Genomic DNA, 23,143 nt, shown 5'->3' on the forward strand with positions numbered 1-23,143 from the left:
TGTTGGCGTCGCTTTGAGATGAGTACTGTCCGTAAAGAGCTCTTGACCCGCGACCAAGCCTTTCGTCATGGCTTGCTCTACGATATTGATAAAATACGTTCGAATACATCCGTGCCATTAAAGCGACGAATGCGGTTTTGGCTTAGAGTAGAAGCGTGGATGACTTTCTCTGTTAATGACATCCGTAAGAACCAACGGTAAGCGACATTCACTTCAATTTCTTTAACGAGCTGACGCTCACTTTTTATACCAAAGATATAACCAAGCAAGATGATTTTGAAGAGACGAATAGGGTCAACTGGTGGACGCCCATTATCTTTACAATAAAGATGAGCAACTTCATCATGAATGAATTCAAAGTCGATAGCATTATCGATTTTGCGCACTAAATGGTCTTTAGGAACTAACTGTTCCATCGTCACCATTTCCAGTTCGTATTGTTGCGGGGTGGGTTCTTGAAGCATATCGGAGTGTCCATATTTCGATACCCCTATTAGATCAAAGGTCTAGCTCGAAAGCTAGACCTTTGTCAGCAGTCTGAGGCTCCGAAAGGAGCCTTTTTACTGATATCTAAAATGTATTAGATTTCGAAATCTTCTAGAGATTTACCCGCATCTAATTGAGCTTGGATTGCAGAAGGTGTACGGCCTTGACCAGTCCAAGTTTTCTCTTCACCATTGGTGTCAACGTACTTGTATTTTGCTGGGCGAGGAGCACGTTTACCTTTGCTCTTCACTTTAGTTTCGCCAGCAAGTGCGCTGATTAGTGCTTCGACATCGATACCATCTTTAGCAATTTGTTCTGCGATAGCCGCTAGTTTCGCTTCTTGTTCAGCTTTCGCTGCACGTTCTTCTGCTTCCGCTTCTTGACGCTCTGCAACAACAGTTGTCAATTTATCTAGAGCTTCTTCTAATTGCTCAAGAGTAAGTTCACGAGAAAACGCACGTAGGCTGCGAATGTTCAACAGAGTTTTTGTTAGTTCAGACATAACCTTTCCTATATATTCGCTAAGTCGATTGTCTAATAATACCGAGAATTAAATTAAACAAACTAGATTAATTCTTACGATGCTAATATTAACGTGCAATACAATATAAGCAATATTAAAAGTAAAAAAATTAAAAAAGAATGATTATAAAATTTCTAAGACAGACGAAAGTTGTAGAAGCAATTCCTTCAATGAACAAAAAACTGTCTCAAAAATATTTGACGAATGGTTAGATGGCTTTATAACAAAATGGTTCAATGAAAAGTGGTTTGTGATCTCATTTTTTCTATTATTAGTATCATGACGTAAAGAGTATGGATTAATGAAATGGTAATAGAAAACCTGTCTCATATTGATTTTTCAAATTTAATCAACTTAAGACAGATCTGTTGCAATGAGGAGCATCATGAGTACAATAGCCGCTACCTGATGCGATAAATTAGATTATTTGTTGTTTTTTAATCGGCAGATAGTTAAGAATTTGTTATCGACGTAGAGGCGCAATGGTAAAGAGTAACTATTATTGGGGTGATGCCAATGAATAATAGTGAAAGGTATCCATTGCCGAAGTGAATTGCATATCAAAGCAGTTTGCTGGGGTTGCATCCGAAAGGAACAACACTGCCATAGTATTTAACTTATAACTATGGAGCGCTACTGTAGGTTGGGTGAAGTGCTCACTTCCCTGTCGCTTAGTTCAACATAAGTAACGGACATCCTGTTTACTTTGTCTGCAGTAGATCTCTAGCCAAACTTTGGTTTTTGAAGATCATGAATTTAATAGATTTTGCTACATCTCCCATCTCACTTTTACCGCCGATAGTGGCACTGACGCTCGCCATTTTAACGCGTAAAGTGCTTGTATCGCTTGGTGTCGGTATTCTTCTAGGTGCAGTGTTACTGAATGATTATTCGGTAGGCTCTGCGGCAGCTTATATTACAGATAAAGTGTCAGCTGTTTTTATTGAAGATGGTGGCATCAATACTTGGAATATGAGTATTGTTGGTTTCTTGTTGTTATTGGGTATGACCACTGCGCTACTGACTCTTTCTGGAGGCACTCGAGCTTTTGCTGAATGGGCACAGACTCGAGTGAAAAGTAAGCGAGGCTCGAAATTACTCGCAGCGTTTTTAGGCGTATTCATTTTTGTAGACGACTATTTCAATAGCCTAGCTGTGGGTGCGATTTCTCGCCCAGTAACAGACCGCTTTTATGTTTCACGCGCCAAACTGGCTTATATTCTAGACTCAACAGCCGCTCCAATGTGTGTGGTGATGCCTGCCTCGAGTTGGGGGGCGTACATCATGACCATTATCGGCGGTATTCTGGTGTCACATGGCATCACTGAATATTCCGCATTGGGCGCATATCTACGTTTAGTACCGATGAACTTCTACGCGATTTTCGCCTTGTTAATGGTGTTTGCGGTTGCTTGGTTTGGTTTAGACATTGGTAAAATGCGTGAACATGAAATTGCCGCTTCACAAGGCCGTGGCTTTGACAATGACGCTGATACCGACCTAAAAGAAGCGCATGAAATTGACGAAGAGCTTGATATCCGTGAAAGCGATAAAGGTAAAGTGACAGATCTTGTTATGCCGATCATTGCTTTGATTATTGCAACGGTTGCTTCAATGCTCTATACCGGTGGCCAAGCACTTGCGGCAGATGGTAAAGCTTTCGACTTGCTTGGTGCTTTCGAAAATACCAACGTAGGTACATCGCTTATTTATGGTGGTCTGGTTGGTTTGGCTGTGGCATTGTTCACAGTGTTCAAACAAGGTCTTCCAGTTGCAGAAATTGCTCGCACTTTATGGATCGGTGCTAAATCGATGTTTGGTGCAATCCTTATTCTGATTTTCGCTTGGACGATTGGTTCTGTTATTGGTGATATGAAAACAGGTAGTTATCTATCTACAATGGCACAAGGCAATATTAACCCGCATTGGCTACCTGTGATTCTATTCCTGCTTTCGGGTTTGATGGCGTTTTCTACCGGAACATCTTGGGGCACGTTTGGTATTATGCTACCTATCGCGGGTGATATGGCGGGTGCGACAGATATCGCTCTTATGCTTCCTATGCTAAGTGCAGTATTAGCGGGTTCTGTTTTTGGTGATCACTGTTCACCGATTTCTGATACGACGATTCTTTCTTCAACGGGGGCACGTTGTCATCATATTGACCACGTAGCGACTCAGTTACCTTATGCACTTGCAGTGGCACTGGTATCTTGTATTGGTTTCGTTGTATTGGGTATGACCGCTTCCGTTATGTTCTCACTAGCGGCTGCAACGATGGCATTCATCATCGTTTGTGCAATCCTCTCTTGGTTGTCAAAAGCAAAGATTGAGTCTTGCCAACAAGCGTAACATATTCATTTATATGAACTTTGAAAGGGTAGCTTCGGCTACCCTTTTTATTTGTCTTATACAAATTGATATTTTTTAAAATAAAGTGTTGCAAAATAAGGGAAGCTTAGTTAGTGTGGTTATCAACGAAGCAATCAAGCTAAGAGCTTATATAAGTATGCGTAATTTTGTAATGAACATTCATCACCATCATCACCCAGTCTAGTCTTTCGGGAGATGTACGCATACCCGGGAGATAGGAAACTCCCGGAGGTGAAAATCATCAAATTCAGATTTTAAACCCTCGGGAGACCAACATCTCTCGAGGGTTTTTTAGTTTTTACTTTCATCATTTTCAAATTGAAGCACAGGGACAATGTCATGCAAACACAACGCTTAAGAATTGCAATTCAGAAAAAAGGCCGACTGAGTGAAGAGTGCCAAGGGCTCTTAAAAAAGTGTGGCGTTAAATTTAATATTATGGGTGAGCGTTTAGTCGTGCACTCAGAAAATATGCCAATTGATCTGTTATTAGTTCGTGATGATGACATTCCTGGGCTGATCATGGACGGCGTTGTCGACCTTGGTTTTATCGGTGAAAACGTGCTGGAAGAAGTGCGCCTAGAACGTAAAGCCACTGGTGATGCTTGTCAATTTGAAACCTTGAGTCGTTTAGATTTTGGTGGATGTCGTTTGTCCATCGCGATTGATAAAGATGAAAAATACAATGGCCCTCAGGATCTTGCAGGGAAACGTATTGCGACGACTTACCCACAACTACTAAAAGCGTATATGGATCGACAAGGTGTGGCTTTCTCTACCTGTATGCTGACAGGCTCAGTTGAAGTGGCGCCTCGTGCTGGTTTGGCGGATGCAATCGCTGATTTGGTTTCAACAGGCGCAACACTAGAAGCCAATGGCCTAAAAGAGGCAGAGGTTATTTTCCAATCTAAAGCAACACTTGTTCAACGTTCAGGTGAGTTTGCCCAAGACAAGCAAGCGCTTATCGAGAAGCTGTTAACGCGTATGCAAGGCGTTCAGCAAGCCAAAGAATCCAAATACATCATGCTACATGCTCCAGTCGATAAGCTAGAACAGATCAAAGCACTGTTGCCAGGGGCGGAAGATCCAACCGTACTACCACTTTCTGCAGAGAAACAACGAGTGGCAGTACATTTGGTGAGTACAGAAAACCTATTCTGGGAAACGATGGAACAGCTCAAAGAACTTGGCGCGAGCTCTATTCTTGTTCTACCAATTGAAAAAATGATGGAGTAAGGCTCATGAGAACGGTTGTTTGGCAATCTCTTAGTGAGACGCAACAAGACGCTATTTTGGAACGTCCAGCGATAACTGAAGGTGCGAGTATTACCGCTGCAGTGGCAGAAGTGATTGCGAAAGTCAGAGCAGAAGGTGATGCTGCTCTGATCGAACTGACGGAGAAGTTTGATCGCGTTAAACCTGGATCAATTCGAGTGACAGAACAAGAAATCGAAGACGCATCTGCTCGCTTAACTTCAAAAATGAAGCAGGCGCTTGAGCAGGCTTACGCCAACATCGCGAAGTTCCACAATGCTCAGAAACCGACGCCAATTAAAGTCGAAACACAACCGGGTGTGGTGTGTGAACAAGTCACTCGCCCGATACAAAAAGTGGGTTTATACATTCCTGGTGGCAGTGCACCGCTGCCTTCTACAGTATTGATGTTGGGTGTTCCTGCGCAAATCGCGGGTTGTCGTAAAGTGGTTTTATGTTCACCACCACCGATTGCCGATGAGATTCTCTATGTGGCAAAGCTTTGTAATATTGATGAAGTTTACAATGTTGGCGGTGGACAAGCGGTCGCAGCGATGGCCTATGGGACAGAAAGTGTCACTAAGGTGGATAAAATATTTGGTCCTGGTAATGCTTATGTCACAGAAGCAAAACGTCAAGTGAGTAATGATTTTCGTGGTGCAGCCATTGATATGCCGGCTGGGCCATCAGAAGTGCTGGTGATTGCTGACGAAACTGCAGATGCTGATTTTATCGCTGCCGATTTACTTAGCCAAGCTGAGCACGGACCGGACTCGCAAGTGGTTTTAGTGACGCCATCTGTCTTGATTGCAGATCAAGTAACGGATGCTGTACAGAAACAGTTGAAGCAGTTATCACGCGCCTCTATAGCTGAAAAAGCACTGGCGTCGAGCTTGATTATTATTGCTGACTCCTTAACCCAAGCGGTTTCCATTTCAAATTATTACGGTCCAGAGCATTTAATTGTTCAGACCAAAAATCCTCGAGAGTTGTTGCCATTGCTGGATAACGCAGGCTCCATTTTCTTAGGTGATTGGTCGCCTGAATCGGCGGGCGATTATGCGTCAGGAACCAACCACGTATTGCCGACGTATGGGTACACCCGTACCTACTCAAGCCTTGGATTGGCTGATTTTTCTAAACGCATGACGATACAAGAACTCTCTGCGGAAGGGCTGAAAAACCTTGCTCCAACGGTGGTGACAATGGCGGAAGCAGAAGGATTGGACGCACACAAACGAGCGGTCACAATTCGTGTTGAAAAATTAACTGCGCGTAGCTAAGGAAAAGACGATGGAAAAGCTTGCTCGTAAAAGTGTACAGAAACTGACGCCTTATCTTTCGGCGCGCCGCATCGGTGGAACCGGTGATGTGTGGTTGAATGCCAACGAATCGCCATTTGACAATGAATACCGCACAAACTTTGCGCGCTTGAACCGTTACAGTGATTGTCAGCCGAAAGCATTGATTGCTGCTTACGCTGCCTATGCAGGTGTTAAACCTGAACAAACTCTCACATCGCGTGGTGCGGATGAGGGTATCGAATTGCTGATTCGTGCTTTCTGCGAACCAAATGAAGATGCCATTCTTTACTGCCCTCCTACGTATGGCATGTATTCTGTTAGCGCTGAAACTATTGGCGTTGAGCGCAAAACCGTGCCGCTGACAGAGGATTGGCAGTTAGACCTTGCAGGTATTGAAGCCAATTTGGACAAGGTTAAGTTGGTGTTTGTTTGTTCACCAAACAATCCAACAGGCAACTTAGTGAAGCGAGAAGACATCATCGCCTTGCTAGAGATGACAAAAGATCGAGCCATTGTTGTGATGGATGAAGCGTATATCGATTTTTGTCCAGAGGCCTCAACCGTCGATTTACTTGCGCAGTACTCGAACCTTGCGATTTTGCGTACTTTGTCGAAAGCCTTTGCATTGGCTGGCTTGCGTTGTGGATTCACACTTGCGAATGAAGAGCTGATTAATGTACTTCTAAAAGTTATCGCGCCATATCCGGTACCCGTGCCTGTCGCAGAAATTGCGACACAAGCATTGTCAGAAGCTGGCTTGGCTCGTGCCAAGTTCCAAGTGCTCGACCTCAACGCGAATCGTGCCTATTTGCAGGTGGGATTATCAATGATTGCAGGCTTAGAAGTGTTTGAAGGGTGGGGTAATTATCTGCTGGTGAAATTCCCTAATGGTGACGAGCTATTTAAGGCGGCTTGGGAGTCCGGCATCATCTTGCGAAACTCGCCAATCAAAGATTGCGTAAGAGTCAGTGTTGGCGGCCGAGATGAGTGCGAGAAAACACTGGGTTTCATTAGAAACTACTACTCATAAGTAGAGAAAAAATGAATTGCTCTCGCTAAACAGCGAGAGCGCCAAAAGAATAGCAATAAGGAAGTTCGAGTGAGCAAACAACAAAAAATCCTTTTTATCGATCGTGATGGCACCTTAATTGTTGAGCCGCCAGTTGATTTTCAAGTAGACCGTTTAGATAAGCTAAAACTAGAGCCATTTGTTATTCCAAGCTTGTTGTCGTTGCAGGAAGCAGGATACCGTCTAGTGATGGTCACCAACCAAGACGGCCTTGGAACAGACAGCTATCCGCAAGAAGATTTTAATGCGCCACACAATATGATGATGGAGATTTTCGAATCTCAAGGGGTGAAATTTGATGATGTACTGATCTGCCCTCATTTTGAAAAAGACAATTGTTCTTGCCGCAAACCGAAATTGGGCTTGGTAAAAGAGTACCTTCAAGCGGGTAAAGTGGATTTCCAGAACTCATTCGTGATTGGCGATCGTCAAACGGATCTTCAACTTGCAGAAAACATGGCAATTCGTGGTATTCAATACAACCCAGAAACCATGGGTTGGAAACAGATCCTGAAAGATCTGACAGTGAAAGCGCGTGTTGCCGAAGTGATTCGTACCACAAAAGAAACCGACATCAAAGTGGCAGTGAACCTTGATGAGCAAGGCGGCAACGCGATCTCTACCGGCCTTGGTTTCTTCGACCACATGCTGGATCAAATCGCGACGCACGGTGGCTTCCAAATGGTGTGTCAGGTGGAAGGTGACCTGCACATTGATGATCACCACACCATTGAGGATACCGCTCTTGCGTTGGGGCAGGCGTTGAAAGAAGCATTGGGTGATAAGCGTGGTATTGGTCGCTTTGGCTTCAGCCTACCAATGGATGAGTGTTTGGCACAATGTGCACTGGATCTGTCTGGTCGCCCATACCTGAAATTCGATGCCGAGTTTAGCCGCGATCAGGTAGGCGATTTGTCAACAGAGATGGTGGTGCACTTCTTCCGTTCTTTGACAGATACCCTAGCGTGTACCCTGCACCTTTCTTCTGCGGGCGATAATGATCACCACATCATTGAAAGTCTATTTAAAGCGTTTGGTCGTACTCTGCGCCAAGCAATCAAAGTAGAAGGCACTGAGCTACCAAGTAGTAAAGGCGTACTTTAAGGCTAACGTTAGCAAGGAGAAATACAGTGACAGAACAGAAAGTGGTCATTATCGATACTGGCTGTGCCAACGTCTCTTCGGTGAAATTTGCCATTGAACGCCTAGGCTATGACGTAACGATTTCAAAAGATCCACAAGTGGTATTGTCGGCTGACAAGCTATTCCTACCGGGAGTCGGAACCGCCAGTGAAGCGATGAAAAACCTAGAGGAACGCGATCTTATCAGCTTGGTAAAACAAGTAGAGAAGCCGCTGCTCGGTATCTGTTTAGGCATGCAACTGTTGGGCAAAGTGTCTCAAGAGAAAGGCCAGAAAGCCGATTCGTTGGTCGAGTGTCTTGGACTTTGCGATGGTGAAGTGAAGTTGCTGCAAACCGGCGATTTGCCGCTTCCGCATATGGGCTGGAACACAGTATCGGCAAAAACAGGTCATCCACTATTCAAAGGTATTGAAGAAGGTGAGTACTTCTACTTCGTACACAGCTTTGCAATGCCAGTTGGGGATTACACCATTGCCGAATGTGAATATGGCAACCCGTTTACAGCCGCAGTGCAAAGCGGCAACTACTACGGCGTGCAATTCCACCCTGAGCGTTCTTCAAAAGCGGGCGCGAAGCTTATTCAAAACTTCTTAGAATTATAAAAGGGATTTAGTGTGATTATTCCAGCTCTTGATTTAATTGAAGGACAGGTGGTTCGCCTTTATCAAGGTGATTACGGCCAGGTCACCGAATACAAAGTCGACCCAGCAGAGCAGTTCAACTTGTACCACCAAGCAGGTGCCAACTGGCTACACTTAGTCGATTTAACGGGCGCAAAAGATACCACAGCACGTCAGCTTGATTTGATTGCAAAGCTACTAGCAAGCACGCCAGCGAATATCCAAATCGGTGGTGGTGTGCGTCGTGAGCAAGATGTGGTTGATTTGCTAGAAGCCGGTGCCCAACGTGTTGTTGTTGGGTCGACCGCAGTAAAACAACCAGAGCTTGTGAAAGGTTGGATGGAAAAATACGGCGCAGAGAAAATCGTTCTTGCTCTGGATATCAACATCGATCAGGACGGCACGCGTAAAGTGGCGATCTCGGGTTGGCAAGAAGACTCTGGCGTGACCATTGAAGCGCTGATTAATGATTACTTAACGGTAGGTCTACAGCACGTGCTTTGCACGGATATTTCTCGTGACGGTACGCTAGAAGGTTCAAATGTCGAGCTTTACGTCGACCTATGTAAACAATACCCACAAGTGCAGTTCCAATCTTCAGGTGGTATCGGCTCTCTAGCGGATATTGAGGCATTGAAAGGCAGCGGTGTGGCGGGGGTGATTGTTGGTCGCGCACTGTTAGATGGCAAGTTCACAGCAGAGGAGGCATTTGCATGTTGGCAAAGCGAATAATTCCATGTCTTGACGTTCGTGATGGGCAAGTGGTGAAAGGCGTTCAGTTTCGTAACCATGAAATCATCGGTGATATCGTTCCTCTTGCTAAACGCTATGCGGAAGAAGGCGCTGACGAGCTGGTGTTCTATGACATTACTGCTTCCAGCGATGGCCGTGTCGTCGATAAAAGCTGGGTGGCTCGCGTTGCAGAAGTGATTGATATTCCTTTCTGTGTCGCTGGTGGCATTAAATCCGCAGAAGACGCAGCACGTATTTTGGAGTTTGGCGCAGACAAAGTCTCTATCAACTCACCAGCGCTGGCTAATCCGCAGCTTATTACGGATTTAGCGGATAAGTTTGGTGTGCAATGTATCGTCGTTGGTATCGACTCATACTACGACAAAGAGACGGGCAAGTATCAGGTTTATCAGTTTACTGGTGACGAAGAACGCACCAAAGCGACCCAATGGGAAACCCGTGATTGGGTGCAAGAAGTACAAAAGCGCGGTGCTGGTGAAATCGTACTGAACATGATGAACCAAGACGGTGTACGTAATGGGTACGATATCGAACAACTGAATATGGTACGCGAAGTGTGCAAGGTGCCGTTGATTGCCTCTGGTGGTGCTGGTGCCATGGAGCACTTCGCGGAAGCCTACCAAAAAGCCAATGTGGACGGTGCGCTGGCTGCATCGGTCTTCCACAAACAAGTCATCAATATTGGTGAATTAAAGCAGTATTTAAAGCAACAAGGCATTGAGGTACGACTATGAGTTTWAAAACCACCGAAGTCAGCTCTCTCGCTGAGCGAATCAACTGGGAGAAGGTGGACGGTCTGGTACCTGCCATCGTACAAGATTTCCAATCGAGCCAAGTGCTGATGATGGGTTACATGAACCAAGAAGCCTTGGTGAAAACGGGTGAAACTGGCCAAGTAACGTTTTTCTCTCGTACCAAAGAACGTCTTTGGACCAAAGGGGAAACGTCAGGTAACGTACTGCAATTGGTGAACATGTCGTTGGATTGTGATAACGATACACTGTTAGTGAAAGTCAACCCAATTGGGCCGACGTGTCATACGGGCACGACCACTTGCTGGGATGGTGACCCACAGGAAGAGTCACAAATGGTGTGGCTTCATCAACTTGAGCAGCTACTGGCTGCCCGCAAGAGTGCCGATCCAGATTCCTCTTATACTGCCAGTCTGTATGCTCGTGGTACCAAGCGTATTTCGCAGAAAGTGGGCGAAGAAGGCGTTGAAGTCGCGCTTGCGGCGACGTCGGGCGATAAGGCGGAGTTAGTGTGTGAATCGGCAGACTTGATTTACCATCTAATGGTATTGCTGCAAGACCAAGGCTTATCGATGAATGATGTGATCAATAAGCTTAAAGAGCGTCATAAGTAAGATAGAGGCAAGGTCAAGGTTGATCGGGACTAGGGGCCTAGATAGTGAGTGCGCAGGGAGTCTGCGCACTTTATTTTTAGAAAGTGTTATGGAATACAGATGCTGCGCTTACGGAAAGGAAAGATCTAAGGTTTTTAGAACCTAGAACCTAGAACCTAGAACCTAGAACCTAGAACCTTGTTTTCCCTTGTTTCTTACCCACAACATTTCTTAAATTTCTTACCGCTGCCACAGATGCACGGATCGTTTCGGCCCACTTTCAAGCTACTGACGGATTCATTGAGACGCGGATCTTGCTCTGGCTCTTCTTCCGGAAAAGTGCCATCAATGTAGTACCAAAGCCCCTCTTCTTTCACAAAGCGAGAGCGTTCTGTCATACAGTAGCGTTTACCGTCTTCATTAAAGTAAGCGTTGAACTCAACAAAGCCTTCATTCTCGTTGCTTCCCGCTTCTGCTTTAACCACTTCAAGCTTGCACCAATCATTTTCAATGGATTCAGCGATGCCTTCGCGCTGTTCTTCGGCATGGCAGCTGGGGTGGTAGGTATTTACAACGTAATCGACCAACCCCAAGACGTGGGCACTGTAACGAGAACGCATCAGTTGTTCCGGTGTGATCACATCGGCATGATGCTTATGGGCAATTTCACAACACAGAGCATAGGTACGGTTTGATCCGCAAGGACAAGAAGCAGCCATAAATTGAAATCTCAGCAAATAAAGCGATAAAACAAACAACCCCACTGTTGTGGGGTTGTTTGTCATTATAACGAGTTACGGTGTCTGCGACAGCAATTCTTGTGTCCACTCGGTTGCTTTACTATATGCCATACACAACTGATGTTCGGAGATCCCCAGTTGTTGCTGATACTGACTCGCCAGTTCCCAATTTGCTTGTTCATAAGCCGTAATGGTAGACAGTATCGTCCCAAGTTGGCCAGAGCGCTCGCTGAGGGCCAGTTTGATCTCTTCATCAACAGGAATGTCTTCGATAATGTCACCGAGAGGCTGGTCTAGCAACGAATCAAGCAGAGAAAAAAGCCCGGTCAGGAAAGCTTGTCCAGGGTCGTATTTGGTTGACGTATGTCCTAATAGCAGTTCACAAGCTCGCGCGCGTTGAACGGCTAACGAGTAGAGTGAGTCCGGTTTATCTTCGTGAACGGACGCCACCGCGACGAGTGAAATAAATCGGCGTAGTTTCTCCTCACCCAAATAGATCAAAGCTTGGCGGAAAGACTTTATTTTCGCCGTAAGGGTGTAGCCTGAGTTCACGTAAGTCATCAACTTATAGGAAAGCGTGACATCAATAGAAAATAGACGTTCCACTTCATTAAAATCAATGGGCTCATCTGCAATCTCTTTACACAGCTGAACGACCGTTAAAAAAGAAGGGTTAATTCTTCTCTTTTGAATCATTTCAGGGCGGCTAAAGAAGTACCCTTGAAAATAATCAAATCCCGCTTTGATCGCTTGCTCAAATTCTTGGTAAGTCTCGACTTTTTCAGCCAAAAATTTGATTTTCAGTTTACGTAGTGAGGCAATAAACTGAGCGGCTTTTTCTATAGGAACGATGCGAATATCAAACTTAATGATATGGATATAAGGTAAGAAGCGTTTCCACGCACGATTGGGAACGAAATCATCCAATGCGATGTGGTAGCCCGCTTTGTGAAGTTTGATAATGGCTTCGTATAGCTCATCGGTTGGTTCACAATCTTCCAGGATCTCTATCACCAAGCTCTCTTTTGGGAAGAGCGTTGGTACTAAGTTAATGAGACTCTGGTATGGAAAGTTCACAAAACCGAGTTTGTTTCCAAGCGTATTGTAGTGCGTGGAAAGGAAATGATCGGAGAGTAAGCGACTGGTCGCTAACTCTGGTTCAACTTCGGGGAAGGTATTTTTTGGACCATCGCGAAACAGCAATTCATAACCAATGGTTTTTCTGTTTTGATCAAGAATGGGTTGTCTGGCAACGTAGGAATACTTCAATTTGCTGAACTCTGTTCTGTTAAAGTGCTTTAGATTTGATGATAGCGACTTTTTCCAAAAGATCTATGTCGATTGTTACAGTTTGCTAGCGATGTTGTAGTAATAATTCACTCAGTAAAAAAAGGGCGTTGTTCTAAGGAATATCCATCGGCAGTAACTTTTAAAACAGAGCCTTGGGAATACCAATCACCCAATACAATGCGTGTTAACGGGATATTATCATGTTCGAAGTGATGAATATTAGGGCGATGAGTATGGCCATGAATCATCAGCTTGACGCAAAACTGAGACATGACTTGCTCGACTTCTTGCTGGTTCACGTCCATGATCTCGAGCGACTTATGTTGCTTATCATCACGAACGCCAGACTGCACTTTGGCAACGATTCGTTTCTTAATAAACCAAGGAATCCGTTTGAAGATCCATTGCAGCCATGGCTGATGCACCGTTTTTCGAAACTCTTGATATTTTAAATCGTCAATGCACAGAGTATCACCGTGAAGGATCACGACTTTTTCGCCATAAAGGTCGATGGTGCAGATATCGTCTAAGAGTGTTATTCCCGTTTCATGACAGAATCGTTGACCCAATAAGAAGTCGCGATTGCCTTGAATAAAATAAACGGGAACACCAGCTGTAGTCAGTGCTTTAAATTCGTTGCGAATGCGTTCGGCAAAGGGAGTGCAATCTTCATCACCGATCCAAAATTCGAACAGGTCACCCAACACATACAGTGCTTCCGCGTTCACGGCTTCGTTACGCATAAATTGCACAAAACACTCAGTGATGTCTATGCGAGAAGGAGTGAGATGTAAATCAGAAATAAAAAGTGTTGTCATAGAAACAAGGGGAGGCTTAGCCTCCCCATAAACCTATCTCAAAAGATGATGAGTAAGATTACTCTTCGATGGTTGCGCCAGTGATTACCACGTCTTCTAGTGGTACGTCTTGGTGCATGCCGTAAGAACCTGTGCTAACGCCTTTGATTTTGTTAACCACGTCCATACCTTCAACAACTTCACCGAATACGCAGTAACCCCAACCATCACGGCTTTCACTACGGAAGTCTAAAAATGTGTTGTTGTTTACGTTAATGAAAAACTGTGAGCTAGCAGAGTGTGGGTCCATAGTACGAGCCATCGCGATAGAGCCGACTTTGTTGCTTAGGCCGTTGTTCGCTTCGTTTTTGATTGGCTCGCGAGTTGATTTCTCACGTAGACCAGATTCCATGCCACCGCCTTGGATCATGAAACCATCGATAACACGGTGGAAAATGGTGTTGTCGTAGAAACCGTCACGGCAGTACTGAAGAAAGTTTGCGCTCGTTTCTGGTGCTTTTTCTGCGTTTAGCTCAATCTTGATGTCACCAAAATTTGTGTGAAGGGTGATCATGCTGTTTTCCTTTGTGCTGTTTTGTTTAAAGTCAGAATTCTAGCCTAAGTTAAGGCTCATGCAAAATGAAGGACTAAGCAAATTACGCTTTTGTGTTGGAAGTTTAGTCGATTATCGTTTTTCAGCGGAATTGTTATTACCTAAAAACATTGTAGTTGGTATACTGCCGTTTCATTTTAGTTCAATCAATATACAGATAGAGATCATGTTGAAGATATATAACACACTGACAAGACAGAAAGAGGAATTCAAACCAATCACAGCCGGTAAAGTCGGTATGTATGTCTGTGGAGTTACCATTTACGATCTCTGTCACATCGGTCATGGCCGTACATTTGTCTCTTTTGACGTCGTATCTCGTTACTTGCGCTATTTAGGTTACGATCTGACGTTTGTGCGCAACATTACCGATATCGATGACAAAATCATCAAACGTGCGGCGGAAAACGGTGAAACCTGTGATTCATTAACTGAACGTTTGATCGGTGAAATGCACGCTGACTTTGATGCGCTAAACATGAAGCGCCCAGATGTAGAACCGCGCGCAACACAATACATTCAAGAAATCATTGAGTTAGTGGAAAGGCTCATTGAGCGTGGTTTTGCGTATGTTGCCGACAACGGTGATGTGATGTTTGAAGTCAATAAATTTGACGAATACGGCAAGCTTTCAAAACAAGACCTTGACCAGCTTCAAGCAGGCGCGCGCGTCGATGTGGAAACAGCAAAACGCTGCCCTCTAGATTTCGTACTTTGGAAAATGTCTAAGCCGGGTGAGCCAACATGGGAATCACCTTGGGGTCCTGGTCGCCCTGGTTGGCACATCGAATGTTCTGCGATGAACTCGTCTATTCTTGGTAATCATTTTGATATTCACGGTGGTGGCTCTGATCTTCAGTTCCCTCACCACGAAAACGAAATTGCTCAGTCTTGCTGTGCCCATGACACCCAGTATGTCAACACTTGGATGCACAGTGGTATGGTGATGGTCGACAAAGAGAAGATGTCTAAGTCTCTAGGTAACTTCTTCACCATTCGCGATGTGTTAGGGCACTATGACGCAGAAACCGTACGTTACTTCTTGATGTCGGGTCACTACCGCAGTCAGCTAAACTACAGCGAAGAAAACCTCAACCAAGCTCGTGCGTCACTTGAGCGCCTATACACCTCTTTACGTGGTTTGGATCTCGCGGCAGCGCCAGCAGGTGGTGAAGAGTATGTGTCGCGTTTCACTGCGGCAATGAACGACGATTTCAACACGCCGGAAGCCTATTCTGTGTTGTTTGATATGGCGCGTGAGATCAACCGTTTGAAAACCGAAGATCTGGCCAACGCCAGTGCACTAGGTGCTTTGATGCGTGAGCTTGCGGACGTGATCGGCATTCTTCATCAAGATCCAGACGCGTTTTTGAAAGGTGACGCGGGCAATGATGATGAAGTGGCAGAAATTGAAGCGCTGATCAAACTGCGTAACGATTCTCGTGCGGCGAAAGATTGGGCAAACGCAGATATGGCGCGCGATAAGCTAAACGAGATGGGTATCGTACTTGAAGATGGCCCTGAAGGAACAACGTGGCGTCGCAAGTAATTGCATCTTTTTAAAGGGCTGTTGATTCAGCCCTTTTCTTTACATTTTTACATTTTCCAATTTTACTTAGGTAGTGCTCTGTGGCTCAGATGTATTTCTATTACTCAGCGATGAACGCGGGTAAATCAACGACTCTTCTTCAGTCTTCTTTCAACTATCAAGAGCGTGGTATGACGCCTGTTATTTTTACTGCGGCTTTAGATGATCGCTACGGTATTGGTAAAGTCAGTTCACGAATTGGTTTGCAAGCGGAAGCGCAATTGTTTAAAGCGGACACCAATCTCTATCAAGAGATCGCTGCTCTGAATGAAGTGGAGAAGCGCCATTGTATTTTGGTGGATGAGTGCCAATTTTTATCGAAAGAGCAAGTGTATCAGCTAACGGAAGTGGTCGATAAGCTGCACATTCCGGTATTGTGTTACGGACTTCGTACGGATTTTCTGGGTGAGCTGTTTGAAGGCAGCAAATACCTCCTTTCTTGGGCCGACAAATTAGTCGAGTTAAAAACCATTTGTCATTGTGGACGTAAAGCCAACATGGTTATCCGCACCGACGAGCACGGAAATGCCATTAAAGAAGGTGATCAGGTGGCGATAGGGGGTAACGATCGTTACGTGTCAGTCTGTCGTCAACACTACAAAGAAGCGTTGGGTAAATAACGGGTTCTTTGAATTATTACTGACAAGAAAGCAATGAAGCCACTCACACAATGTGCAGTGGCTTTTTTCGTTGGTTACTGCATTAAACGTGTTCCGGCGTTAAACAAGAAGCGAAGTGAGCTTTTCTCGGATCCCTTGATAAGCGGTTTCAACATCATCGGGCAGTGGTTGTTCGGTTTGGAAGCCTTTTTCTGGATAATGTTTAATGCGCTCAAAGTCCTCAAGAAGCGCTTCAAGCACCAACATCAGAGGCATCTCTTCATTGATGTAATCAAAGAAGGCCTCTCCGGTGGAACTCACCAACAGGCGTGAGTAAGCTCCCTGCCATTGTTTCTCGAACGTCGCGAGGGCGCGTCTTTCCATAAAGGGTTTTTGGACCAAAATAAACGAGTCAAATACTAACCCCTTGTCGATCAAAAGTTGCTCGGAAAAACGGACGTTTTCCCCACTATTGGAGGATTTTTTTTCGAGTAAGATCGCTTCTTCAGGCACGCCTGATGCTTTTGCGAGCTCGGCAAAAGTCTCCGCTTCACTTTTTTCAAATAGCCCTTCAGTGAAACGCCCCTCACCGCCAGAAAAGAGGATATAGGGCGCGTACCCTTGTTTGTACAAATTCACAGCGTGTTCTGCGACTCGAAGATCGTTACTGCACATTACGAGCAAGCAATCGGCGGGAGTTAAGTGATGCTGCAATTGCATGTATTGCCAGAGCAGTTCAATTTGACGAAAAAGTTTCATAAAGCATCCAGCGTTGATTGATATTGAAATTGAAAACCCGACTGCAGCAATTTGTCCACCACAATACGTTTGTCTTCAACGGCGACAACCGGTGGAAAATCAACCTTAAGTTGTGCAGATTCAAGAGCGGCTTGATAGAAGGTGGCTTTATCGACTGTCGTTGGCGTTGACACGTTGAGCACTTGCTGGTCGACGGCATGAATCGCAAACAAAAGCGCTTTGATTGCATCGTCAAGATGAAGCATGTTAGCGGGAGCACGGCTGCTGATTTGTTTTAGATGAGGGACGAAGCGGGCAGGGTGACGATGAGGCCCAAAGAGTCCGCTCAAACGTAAGATGGTAAAGTTTTTGCCTGAATCTAACAGTGATTGCTCTGCTTGCAACATCACGCGTGCTTTGTCACTGAATAAGGCATTCTCGCAGTTTGCTTTGGCGAGTGTTGCGTCGTCTTCCCTCATTTCACCGGGCTGATTTGGATAAACCGTCGTTGAGCTGACCATAATGACTTTTTGTACTGCGCTATCTTTGATGCCGTCGACGATTTTTTGCCACTGTTGAGCATATTCTTCACCGCTACCTTTTCGAAAGCCGGGGGGAAAACTACCAACAACAATATCGATGGCATTGTTGTCTACGATCGCTCGCACCTTCTTTGCCGCATCATCATTGGCGAGATCGAGGACGGCTTTGTTTTCTAGCGCCAAAGGGACTTCACGAAGGCTGTCTGTAGAGCGTCGAGTGACAATTACCTGATGTTTTAACGTGGACAATTGTTGCGCAAAAGGTAAACCTAGCCAACCTGCTCCAATGATTAATATCTTTTTCATCGCTATTTCCCAAATAAGTTACGCAGCAATCTACGCGTTTCTAAATGAACTGGATCAGAGTGCCACTTCTGATGTTGTATCACATCGATATTGGCTTGCCAGCCAAATTGCAACTGAGGATTTTGTATTTTTACCAAGCCGTGTTGTTCTGCGCCAATGAGGTGTTCTGGTAACAAGCACCAGCCGAAGCCAGCTTTTGCCATCTCTAACAGCATAAAATAGTTATCAGCGTACCAAACGTCTGGGCCAAAGGCTTGATTAAGGGAACTGAATTGGGTGTTCTTAGACCGTATGACCAATTGCCGGTGCAACTTGAGTTGGTCGCTATGCGTTAATGACATCGAAGCCAAAGGATGTTCAGTGGACACGAACACATCAAACGCCACCGCGCCTAAGCTCGAAAAATCGATGGTCGATGGCAGTACGGTTTCACTCAAAATGATGCCGGTAGTCGCGCGCCCAGACTCTACCAACTCAATAATATCTGGGCTTGAAGCCGTTAAACACTCGATTTGTAGCTCTGGAAATGATGCCTCCAGGGTGCGAAAAACCTGTGGCAGCGTTAACAGAGGTACACCTTCGTCGACGGCAAGAATCAGTTGCGACGCGCTCGGTTCAAATAGCGAACTGGCTTTATTAGAGAATCTCTCTAACTGTTCCAGCGTTGCTTTTGCGTATGGGAGAAGTGCTAAACCTGACGAATTGAGGACAGGGTATCGTCCTGTGCGATCAAAAAGATCCACCCCACAATCAAGCTCCATATTCATAATATGCTGGCTGATGACCGATTGCGCTTTACCAAGTGCCCTCGCAGCGGCAGAAAAGGAGCCTTTTTCAGAGGTAGTGACGAATGCTTGTAGTTGCTCGATAGTAAACATATCGTTTTGAAAGATGGTATCTAACTTTTATGTATCTTAATGGTAGATAGAATGTGTGTAATTGAAAAGCATCAGTAAGAGGTTTTGTGATGACACAAGGTGAACGACTTTTTCATGCCGTGGCGTTTGAATTTTTGGCATTGGCGATCATTGTACCAGCGACATCTTTGATGACTGGCAAAGGGGCTTCGGCACTGGCTATTGTCGGGATTGGGCTGAGTATCTTTACCGTCATTTGGAATTACATCTATAACCAATATTTTGATCAATGGTTTGGTGCAAATCGAGCAGAGAGAGGATTAAAAATGCGTCTTTTGCATACGCTCGGATTTGAGGGAGGGCTGATCTTCATTACCATTCCAGTGATCTCATGGTTTCTCAGCATCTCGATATTACAAGCCTTGTTGCTGGAAGCGGGATTTTTGCTCTTTTTCCTATTTTACGCGACGGGGTTTAATTGGCTTTACGACCGCGTTCAACCCTATCAATGGATGAATGCCTTATTTTCTCGCTAGGCAATGCTCTGCTGGGTGCGTAATAGTCAACAGTTTGTTGTTAGCACGCTCCTTCACCAAGCTAGAGAAACAAAAAGACTCGCTTTGAATGACCAAAAGCGAGTCTTTATTATTCTCAGTCAGTTGCGCTAAAACACTATGCGCTTAATACTCTCAATGTTTTTTCTGCGTGCTCTGCTACTTCAATACCTTCGTCAGTGAGGTAGCCTCCGTCGATTTGAGTACATAGGCCCTTATCAAATAAACGTTTTACCGCGGCCTGAGCCGATTCTGCCGCATCTTTGTGCACTTTTATCCCTGTTGCAGCGCTACTCAAGTCAAATTGTAGCAATAGGTTCATTTCAGCTAAGTGTTCTTCTGTAAATTTCATACTCATACTCCGACAAATCTTTCCGCTTCAACTTAGTACGCTTAGGCAATAGTTACAATCATAAAGAGCGAGAATTGTTAGCCAGTCGGTAAATTCGCAAATTCTTCTCTCTTTGTATCGAAGTGATTGATAAGAAACGCTGTTTTATTATTCATCTAACCAATGCCACATATCATTATTAAGACTTTTATAATATATTTACGTGTCTATTCGAGATAACAGAGCGTAAGAAAACGCTCGTTTGTAATGATATTTTTGCGAGTACTCCATTTCTTCATGTTTAGCCTTTTGGCTGTTGATGCGGAGGGGGGACGAAAAATGCTTGCGCGTCAATGAGCTAAGACATAAAAAGGTAACAGAATGAATAAAATTAAGTTGGTACTGGCGGCATCAATGATGCTCTCCATTGTGGGTTGCCAGTCTACGCCAGAAGAAAAAGCCACCCAAGAGGTGACAAACGAAGTCGCTGAAAATGCGAGCACGCCGTTTGTTGGTATTCAACAATCGCACCAACAATGGTCTCAAGCTCTACAAGACAGCGGGAAGCTGGCGATCTACGCACCGGAAAACTTCAAAGATCTAACATCGGCTTGGAAAGAAGCCAGTGAGATCTACACAAAACTGGAAAAAGATCCTTCTCTAGCATCCAAAAGCTACTCTCTATTCTCTTCTGACACCTATGCACAAGCCTATCAAGAGCAAATTAAGTTGGTGGATCAAAATTTCGCAGCGTTAGAAAAACTGAAAGCGAAAGCAGACGTGATCTTGGCAGATTCTATTGCTCAGATGGATTACCTAGCAGAGATCAATGCCGCGAAACTCTACGCAAATGATTACAACAAGGTGCTTTCTCAGTATAAGAAGCTGTTTTCTTACGTTGTGGTTGATGAGCTAGAGGAGGCGCAGGAGAAGCAAGTTGTTTTCCTAAACACCGCGAAACAGCTTGAAGTGAAGGTGGTGCACAAAACGTTCATTCTACCGCTTCAACAAGAGCTGAAAACCCTAAAGAAAGAAGATTTTAATGAAGTTGCGCCAGTGAGTTTTGCCACAGCGGAAAACGTTATCAATATTGCAGCAAACATTGCTCAAACCAACCCTCGTGATAAAGAGGCCATTGAGTTGGCAGTAGCGAACGCTCAGTTTGAGATCGAACATGTTAAGCAAGTTACGCATCAGGTGAAATTGTTGGCTTCTGTTGAAGACGATGCTTTTGAAAACTCAGTTTTAGAAATTGAAAATAAGCTGCTCGCTATCTCTAAAGCAGTCGATGGTTCTGATTACCGTGATGTAATGCTAAGAGAGCAAAGTGAGAAGATTCTTGAAAGCGTGAAACACATGCACGAAGCAAACAAAACCACCGATTTGTCCCAGCAGGTGACTGAACTCAATAGCAAAGTGAAAGTGCTCGAAACCAAGTCGGCTGAGCAAAAAACAGCATTGGAAAAAGCCAATCAACGTGAGCTGGCGTTAAATGCTCACATTGAACGTGAAGCCGCACATATCAAGAGTTTGGAAGAGTTGGTCGCGAATCTGAAACTTCAGTTAGCGGCAAAAGATCAGCCTGCGGCTACTGTGGCACAAGCGGAGCCAGTGCAAGAGGGGACTGCATCAGAAGAGCAAGTTCCTCAAGTAGAAGAGGCAGCCCCAGTGACTGAAACTGAAGAGGCGGCAAGCGACGTTGAGGCGAGTAGCGAAACCGTATCGCCAGAAACGCAGCCAGAGATTGCAGCAGCAGAATAATCTCAGAGCCTCGCTAACACTAACTCAAAAATGCCTCAACCATATGAGGCATTTTTGTTTCTTCGGTTTGCGACAGCACGTTTGAATATCGGTTTCTCGTTGGCGTATTGGCGAGCCGTTTTTATGGTCAGTACAGAAACTTACAACGGAAGATGCGAATAGGTAGTGGCAATTTGGTATTGTCTTCCAACTCACTAAAACAACATTTTTTGTAAACATAAAAAATACCCCTTGAAAAACTCTGGAAAAGGAGAGATTATCCGCGCCACTCGAAATTGTTTCCAAATGTTAACCTGCAATGAACTTCAATCAATTTGACTCGCTATTACCACCACAGGCCGCGGAAAGAGCGGCAGAGATCGGTGAAGGGAAAGCGACCAAGGACCCGGTTAAATCATTTTTACTTGCTATTTCAGCCGGTATTCATATCGGTATCGCCTTCGTGTTTTATACCACGGTAACAACTGGTGGGGCGGACTTGCCTTGGGGAATCACACGCCTGATCGGTGGCCTAGCATTTAGCTTAGGTTTAATCCTTGTTGTTGTGACTGGTGGTGAACTGTTTACGAGTTCAGTGCTGACATTAGTTGCGCGTGCCAGCGGTAAAATCTCCTGGCGTGTTCTGATCAAAAACTGGTTTGTGGTTTATGTCGGTAACTTAGTTGGCGCCATTTTGCTGGTGGTTTGCATGTTGATCACTAAGCAGTACATGTTTGACCATGGACAGGTTGGTCTAAACGCGATGGCGATTTCACAGCATAAGATGCACCACAGCTTTTTCTCTGCCGTAGCTTTAGGCATCATGTGTAATGTGCTGGTTTGTATCGCTGTGTGGATGACGTTCAGCGGTCGTACACTAACGGATAAAATAGCGGTGATGATCCTTCCTGTTGCGATGTTTGTCTCGGCAGGTTTTGAGCACTGTATTGCCAATATGTTCCAAGTGCCGATGGCGATTGGTATCAAAAACTTTGCCCCAGCTGAATTTTGGCAAATGACGGGGGCAAACATTGCCGACTACGCCGACCTGAACATGATGGACTTTCTGCTGAATAACCTACTGCCCGTTACGCTTGGTAATATCATCGGTGGTGGTGTGTTTGTTGGCATGTGGTACTGGCTAATCTACCTGCGCGATTAATCGCTGAGTGACACGATTAACCGCGATTCTTAGATAACGAAAAAGCAGACGTCAAGTCTGCTTTTTCGTTTTTCATACCCTTTAGAAATCACTTGAGTGTGCTCAGAGCTCTGCTGGTTGCGGAGGCAATTCAAAGGGCCTATCAATTAGCCACTCTCGACAATCTTGCTCCAGCTCATCATGGTATTGCAGTGAATCGTCCATAGTCTTCCTCTCCATTGGATGCTTTATAGGCAAGTTACGTCTCAATCATGACGGCCGTGTGACGATCTTCCTGCGTTTTTAAGACACCGACTGATGGGGACTGAACGAGGTTATCCACATTTTCTGTGGATAACCTGTCGTAAACTTCGTGGGTATCTCATTTAAGCTAAAAGTGATTAGAAAAGAGGTGGTTAGAAAAACAGATAAAACTG

At 44.9% G+C, this 23,143-nt stretch carries 23 protein-coding genes, 1 pseudogene, 1 riboswitch and 1 other annotated feature; of the genes and pseudogenes, 14 read left to right on the forward strand and 10 right to left on the reverse strand.

From position 1 onward, the window contains the following. Together CIK04_RS02845 and CIK04_RS02850 are read right to left on the reverse strand one after the other, a co-directional pair. Window positions 1–464: pseudogene (locus CIK04_RS02845) on the reverse strand (transposase); the annotation flags it as partial. Between the two features lie 116 nt (window positions 465–580). Continuing rightward, window positions 581–988, reverse strand: a complete 408-nt coding sequence (locus CIK04_RS02850) for an H-NS family nucleoid-associated regulatory protein (RefSeq protein WP_011080742.1) — start codon at window positions 986–988, stop codon at window positions 581–583. A 485-nt stretch (window positions 989–1,473) separates the two neighbouring features. Continuing rightward, window positions 1,474–1,653: riboswitch (Lysine riboswitch) on the forward strand. A 106-nt stretch (window positions 1,654–1,759) separates the two neighbouring features. Here CIK04_RS02850 and tet(35) point away from each other — a divergent pair. The 9 genes from tet(35) (at window position 1,760) to hisIE (ending at window position 10,891) form a co-directional block, all read left to right on the forward strand. After that, window positions 1,760–3,361 carry a tetracycline efflux Na+/H+ antiporter family transporter Tet(35) gene (gene tet(35), locus CIK04_RS02855; RefSeq protein ID WP_011080741.1) on the forward strand — a complete coding sequence of 534 codons (1,602 nt, stop codon included), beginning with the start codon at window positions 1,760–1,762 and terminating at the stop codon, window positions 3,359–3,361. A gap of 180 nt (window positions 3,362–3,541) precedes the next feature. Then, window positions 3,542–3,678 (forward strand) — a sequence feature (His leader region). A gap of 43 nt (window positions 3,679–3,721) precedes the next feature. Beyond that, entirely contained in the window at window positions 3,722–4,618 is an 897-nt protein-coding gene (gene hisG / locus CIK04_RS02860; RefSeq protein WP_097353547.1) for an ATP phosphoribosyltransferase, read from the forward strand. Window positions 4,619–4,623: 5 nt separating this feature from the next. Continuing rightward, a complete protein-coding gene (gene hisD, locus CIK04_RS02865) occupies window positions 4,624–5,919 on the forward strand; it encodes a histidinol dehydrogenase (protein WP_097353548.1) in 1,296 nt (431 codons plus the stop codon). A 10-nt stretch (window positions 5,920–5,929) separates the two neighbouring features. Then, entirely contained in the window at window positions 5,930–6,970 is a 1,041-nt protein-coding gene (hisC, locus tag CIK04_RS02870; protein WP_097353549.1) for a histidinol-phosphate transaminase, read from the forward strand. A 69-nt stretch (window positions 6,971–7,039) separates the two neighbouring features. Then, window positions 7,040–8,113 (forward strand): bifunctional histidinol-phosphatase/imidazoleglycerol-phosphate dehydratase HisB, encoded by a 1,074-nt coding sequence (gene hisB, locus CIK04_RS02875; protein ID WP_097353550.1) that lies wholly within the window; start codon window positions 7,040–7,042, stop codon window positions 8,111–8,113. Window positions 8,114–8,139: 26 nt separating this feature from the next. Next, entirely contained in the window at window positions 8,140–8,754 is a 615-nt protein-coding gene (gene hisH, locus CIK04_RS02880) for an imidazole glycerol phosphate synthase subunit HisH (RefSeq protein WP_038938955.1), read from the forward strand. A 12-nt stretch (window positions 8,755–8,766) separates the two neighbouring features. Then, window positions 8,767–9,504: a 1-(5-phosphoribosyl)-5-[(5-phosphoribosylamino)methylideneamino]imidazole-4-carboxamide isomerase gene (hisA, locus tag CIK04_RS02885; protein ID WP_097353551.1), complete on the forward strand. Its 738-nt coding sequence runs from the start codon at window positions 8,767–8,769 to the stop codon at window positions 9,502–9,504. Then, window positions 9,486–10,259, forward strand: coding sequence for an imidazole glycerol phosphate synthase subunit HisF (hisF, locus tag CIK04_RS02890; RefSeq protein ID WP_017422251.1), 774 nt, complete (start codon window positions 9,486–9,488; stop codon window positions 10,257–10,259). Before hisA ends, hisF begins: the two co-directional genes overlap by 19 nt. Further along, entirely contained in the window at window positions 10,256–10,891 is a 636-nt protein-coding gene (hisIE, locus tag CIK04_RS02895; protein WP_128824587.1) for a bifunctional phosphoribosyl-AMP cyclohydrolase/phosphoribosyl-ATP diphosphatase HisIE, read from the forward strand. Before hisF ends, hisIE begins: the two co-directional genes overlap by 4 nt. Before the next feature lie 194 nt (window positions 10,892–11,085). On the opposite strand, the gene CIK04_RS02900 is transcribed toward hisIE, so the two are convergent. The 4 genes from CIK04_RS02900 to CIK04_RS02915 form a co-directional block, all read right to left on the reverse strand. After that, the gene (locus tag CIK04_RS02900) at window positions 11,086–11,589 is read right to left on the reverse strand and encodes a YchJ family protein (protein WP_094866971.1); all 504 of its coding nucleotides are present in this window, start codon (window positions 11,587–11,589) and stop codon (window positions 11,086–11,088) included. A 75-nt stretch (window positions 11,590–11,664) separates the two neighbouring features. Continuing rightward, complete coding sequence (locus CIK04_RS02905) at window positions 11,665–12,879, reverse strand: EAL and HDOD domain-containing protein (RefSeq protein ID WP_017422248.1); 1,215 nt, start codon at window positions 12,877–12,879, stop codon at window positions 11,665–11,667. Window positions 12,880–12,986: 107 nt separating this feature from the next. Continuing rightward, window positions 12,987–13,718, reverse strand: a complete 732-nt coding sequence (gene lpxH / locus CIK04_RS02910) for a UDP-2,3-diacylglucosamine diphosphatase (RefSeq protein ID WP_097353553.1) — start codon at window positions 13,716–13,718, stop codon at window positions 12,987–12,989. Between the two features lie 58 nt (window positions 13,719–13,776). Next, entirely contained in the window at window positions 13,777–14,271 is a 495-nt protein-coding gene (locus CIK04_RS02915; RefSeq protein ID WP_097353554.1) for a peptidylprolyl isomerase, read from the reverse strand. 205 nt (window positions 14,272–14,476) lie between these two features. On the opposite strand from CIK04_RS02915, the gene cysS reads away from it, so the two are divergent. Next, a complete protein-coding gene (cysS, locus tag CIK04_RS02920) occupies window positions 14,477–15,859 on the forward strand; it encodes a cysteine--tRNA ligase (RefSeq protein WP_039547490.1) in 1,383 nt (460 codons plus the stop codon). Window positions 15,860–15,939: 80 nt separating this feature from the next. Further along, entirely contained in the window at window positions 15,940–16,518 is a 579-nt protein-coding gene (locus CIK04_RS02925; protein ID WP_011150030.1) for a thymidine kinase, read from the forward strand. Between the two features lie 99 nt (window positions 16,519–16,617). Here CIK04_RS02925 and CIK04_RS02930 read toward each other — a convergent pair whose 3' ends face one another. The 3 genes from CIK04_RS02930 to CIK04_RS02940 are packed head-to-tail and all read right to left on the reverse strand — an operon-like array spanning window position 16,618 to window position 18,961. Beyond that, a complete protein-coding gene (locus tag CIK04_RS02930) occupies window positions 16,618–17,256 on the reverse strand; it encodes a YdcF family protein (protein ID WP_097353555.1) in 639 nt (212 codons plus the stop codon). After that, window positions 17,253–18,083, reverse strand: a complete 831-nt coding sequence (locus CIK04_RS02935) for an SDR family oxidoreductase (protein WP_097353556.1) — start codon at window positions 18,081–18,083, stop codon at window positions 17,253–17,255. The genes CIK04_RS02930 and CIK04_RS02935 overlap by 4 nt, the downstream gene beginning before the upstream one ends. 2 nt (window positions 18,084–18,085) lie before the next feature. Then, a complete protein-coding gene (locus CIK04_RS02940) occupies window positions 18,086–18,961 on the reverse strand; it encodes a LysR family transcriptional regulator (protein ID WP_038968630.1) in 876 nt (291 codons plus the stop codon). 89 nt (window positions 18,962–19,050) lie between these two features. Between CIK04_RS02940 and CIK04_RS02945 the strand changes: the two genes are divergently transcribed. Continuing rightward, window positions 19,051–19,476, forward strand: a complete 426-nt coding sequence (locus tag CIK04_RS02945; protein ID WP_039449011.1) for a PACE efflux transporter — start codon at window positions 19,051–19,053, stop codon at window positions 19,474–19,476. Window positions 19,477–19,612: 136 nt separating this feature from the next. Here CIK04_RS02945 and CIK04_RS02950 read toward each other — a convergent pair whose 3' ends face one another. After that, entirely contained in the window at window positions 19,613–19,846 is a 234-nt protein-coding gene (locus CIK04_RS02950) for a TIGR02647 family protein (RefSeq protein ID WP_013572011.1), read from the reverse strand. A 360-nt stretch (window positions 19,847–20,206) separates the two neighbouring features. Here CIK04_RS02950 and CIK04_RS02955 point away from each other — a divergent pair, with 360 nt between their 5' ends. Together CIK04_RS02955 and focA are read left to right on the forward strand one after the other, a co-directional pair. Continuing rightward, on the forward strand, window positions 20,207–21,586 hold the full coding sequence (locus CIK04_RS02955) for a DNA repair protein (RefSeq protein ID WP_039540202.1): 1,380 nt from the start codon (window positions 20,207–20,209) through the stop codon (window positions 21,584–21,586). A gap of 298 nt (window positions 21,587–21,884) precedes the next feature. Continuing rightward, the gene (gene focA / locus CIK04_RS02960) at window positions 21,885–22,727 is read left to right on the forward strand and encodes a formate transporter FocA (RefSeq protein ID WP_011080720.1); all 843 of its coding nucleotides are present in this window, start codon (window positions 21,885–21,887) and stop codon (window positions 22,725–22,727) included. The last annotated feature ends 416 nt before the right edge of the window (window positions 22,728–23,143 follow it).

It is taken from the genome of Vibrio sp. 03_296 (assembly GCF_002265885.1).

What these genes read in the sequence shown, in the direction of transcription:
- CIK04_RS02850 (WP_011080742.1), bottom strand. Translation starts at nt 988, where the DNA reads ATGTCTGAACTAACAAAAACTCTGTTGAACATTCGCAGCCTACGTGCG.
- hisG (WP_097353547.1), top strand. Translation starts at nt 3,722, where the DNA reads ATGCAAACACAACGCTTAAGAATTGCAATTCAGAAAAAAGGCCGACTG.
- hisD (WP_097353548.1), top strand. Translation starts at nt 4,624, where the DNA reads ATGAGAACGGTTGTTTGGCAATCTCTTAGTGAGACGCAACAAGACGCT.
- hisC (WP_097353549.1), top strand. Translation starts at nt 5,930, where the DNA reads ATGGAAAAGCTTGCTCGTAAAAGTGTACAGAAACTGACGCCTTATCTT.
- hisF (WP_017422251.1), top strand. Translation starts at nt 9,486, where the DNA reads ATGTTGGCAAAGCGAATAATTCCATGTCTTGACGTTCGTGATGGGCAA.
- CIK04_RS02900 (WP_094866971.1), bottom strand. Translation starts at nt 11,589, where the DNA reads ATGGCTGCTTCTTGTCCTTGCGGATCAAACCGTACCTATGCTCTGTGT.
- lpxH (WP_097353553.1), bottom strand. Translation starts at nt 13,718, where the DNA reads ATGACAACACTTTTTATTTCTGATTTACATCTCACTCCTTCTCGCATA.
- CIK04_RS02915 (WP_097353554.1), bottom strand. Translation starts at nt 14,271, where the DNA reads ATGATCACCCTTCACACAAATTTTGGTGACATCAAGATTGAGCTAAAC.
- cysS (WP_039547490.1), top strand. Translation starts at nt 14,477, where the DNA reads ATGTTGAAGATATATAACACACTGACAAGACAGAAAGAGGAATTCAAA.
- CIK04_RS02930 (WP_097353555.1), bottom strand. Translation starts at nt 17,256, where the DNA reads ATGAAACTTTTTCGTCAAATTGAACTGCTCTGGCAATACATGCAATTG.
- CIK04_RS02935 (WP_097353556.1), bottom strand. Translation starts at nt 18,083, where the DNA reads ATGAAAAAGATATTAATCATTGGAGCAGGTTGGCTAGGTTTACCTTTT.
- CIK04_RS02940 (WP_038968630.1), bottom strand. Translation starts at nt 18,961, where the DNA reads ATGTTTACTATCGAGCAACTACAAGCATTCGTCACTACCTCTGAAAAA.
- CIK04_RS02945 (WP_039449011.1), top strand. Translation starts at nt 19,051, where the DNA reads ATGACACAAGGTGAACGACTTTTTCATGCCGTGGCGTTTGAATTTTTG.
- CIK04_RS02950 (WP_013572011.1), bottom strand. Translation starts at nt 19,846, where the DNA reads ATGAAATTTACAGAAGAACACTTAGCTGAAATGAACCTATTGCTACAA.
- CIK04_RS02955 (WP_039540202.1), top strand. Translation starts at nt 20,207, where the DNA reads ATGAATAAAATTAAGTTGGTACTGGCGGCATCAATGATGCTCTCCATT.
- focA (WP_011080720.1), top strand. Translation starts at nt 21,885, where the DNA reads ATGAACTTCAATCAATTTGACTCGCTATTACCACCACAGGCCGCGGAA.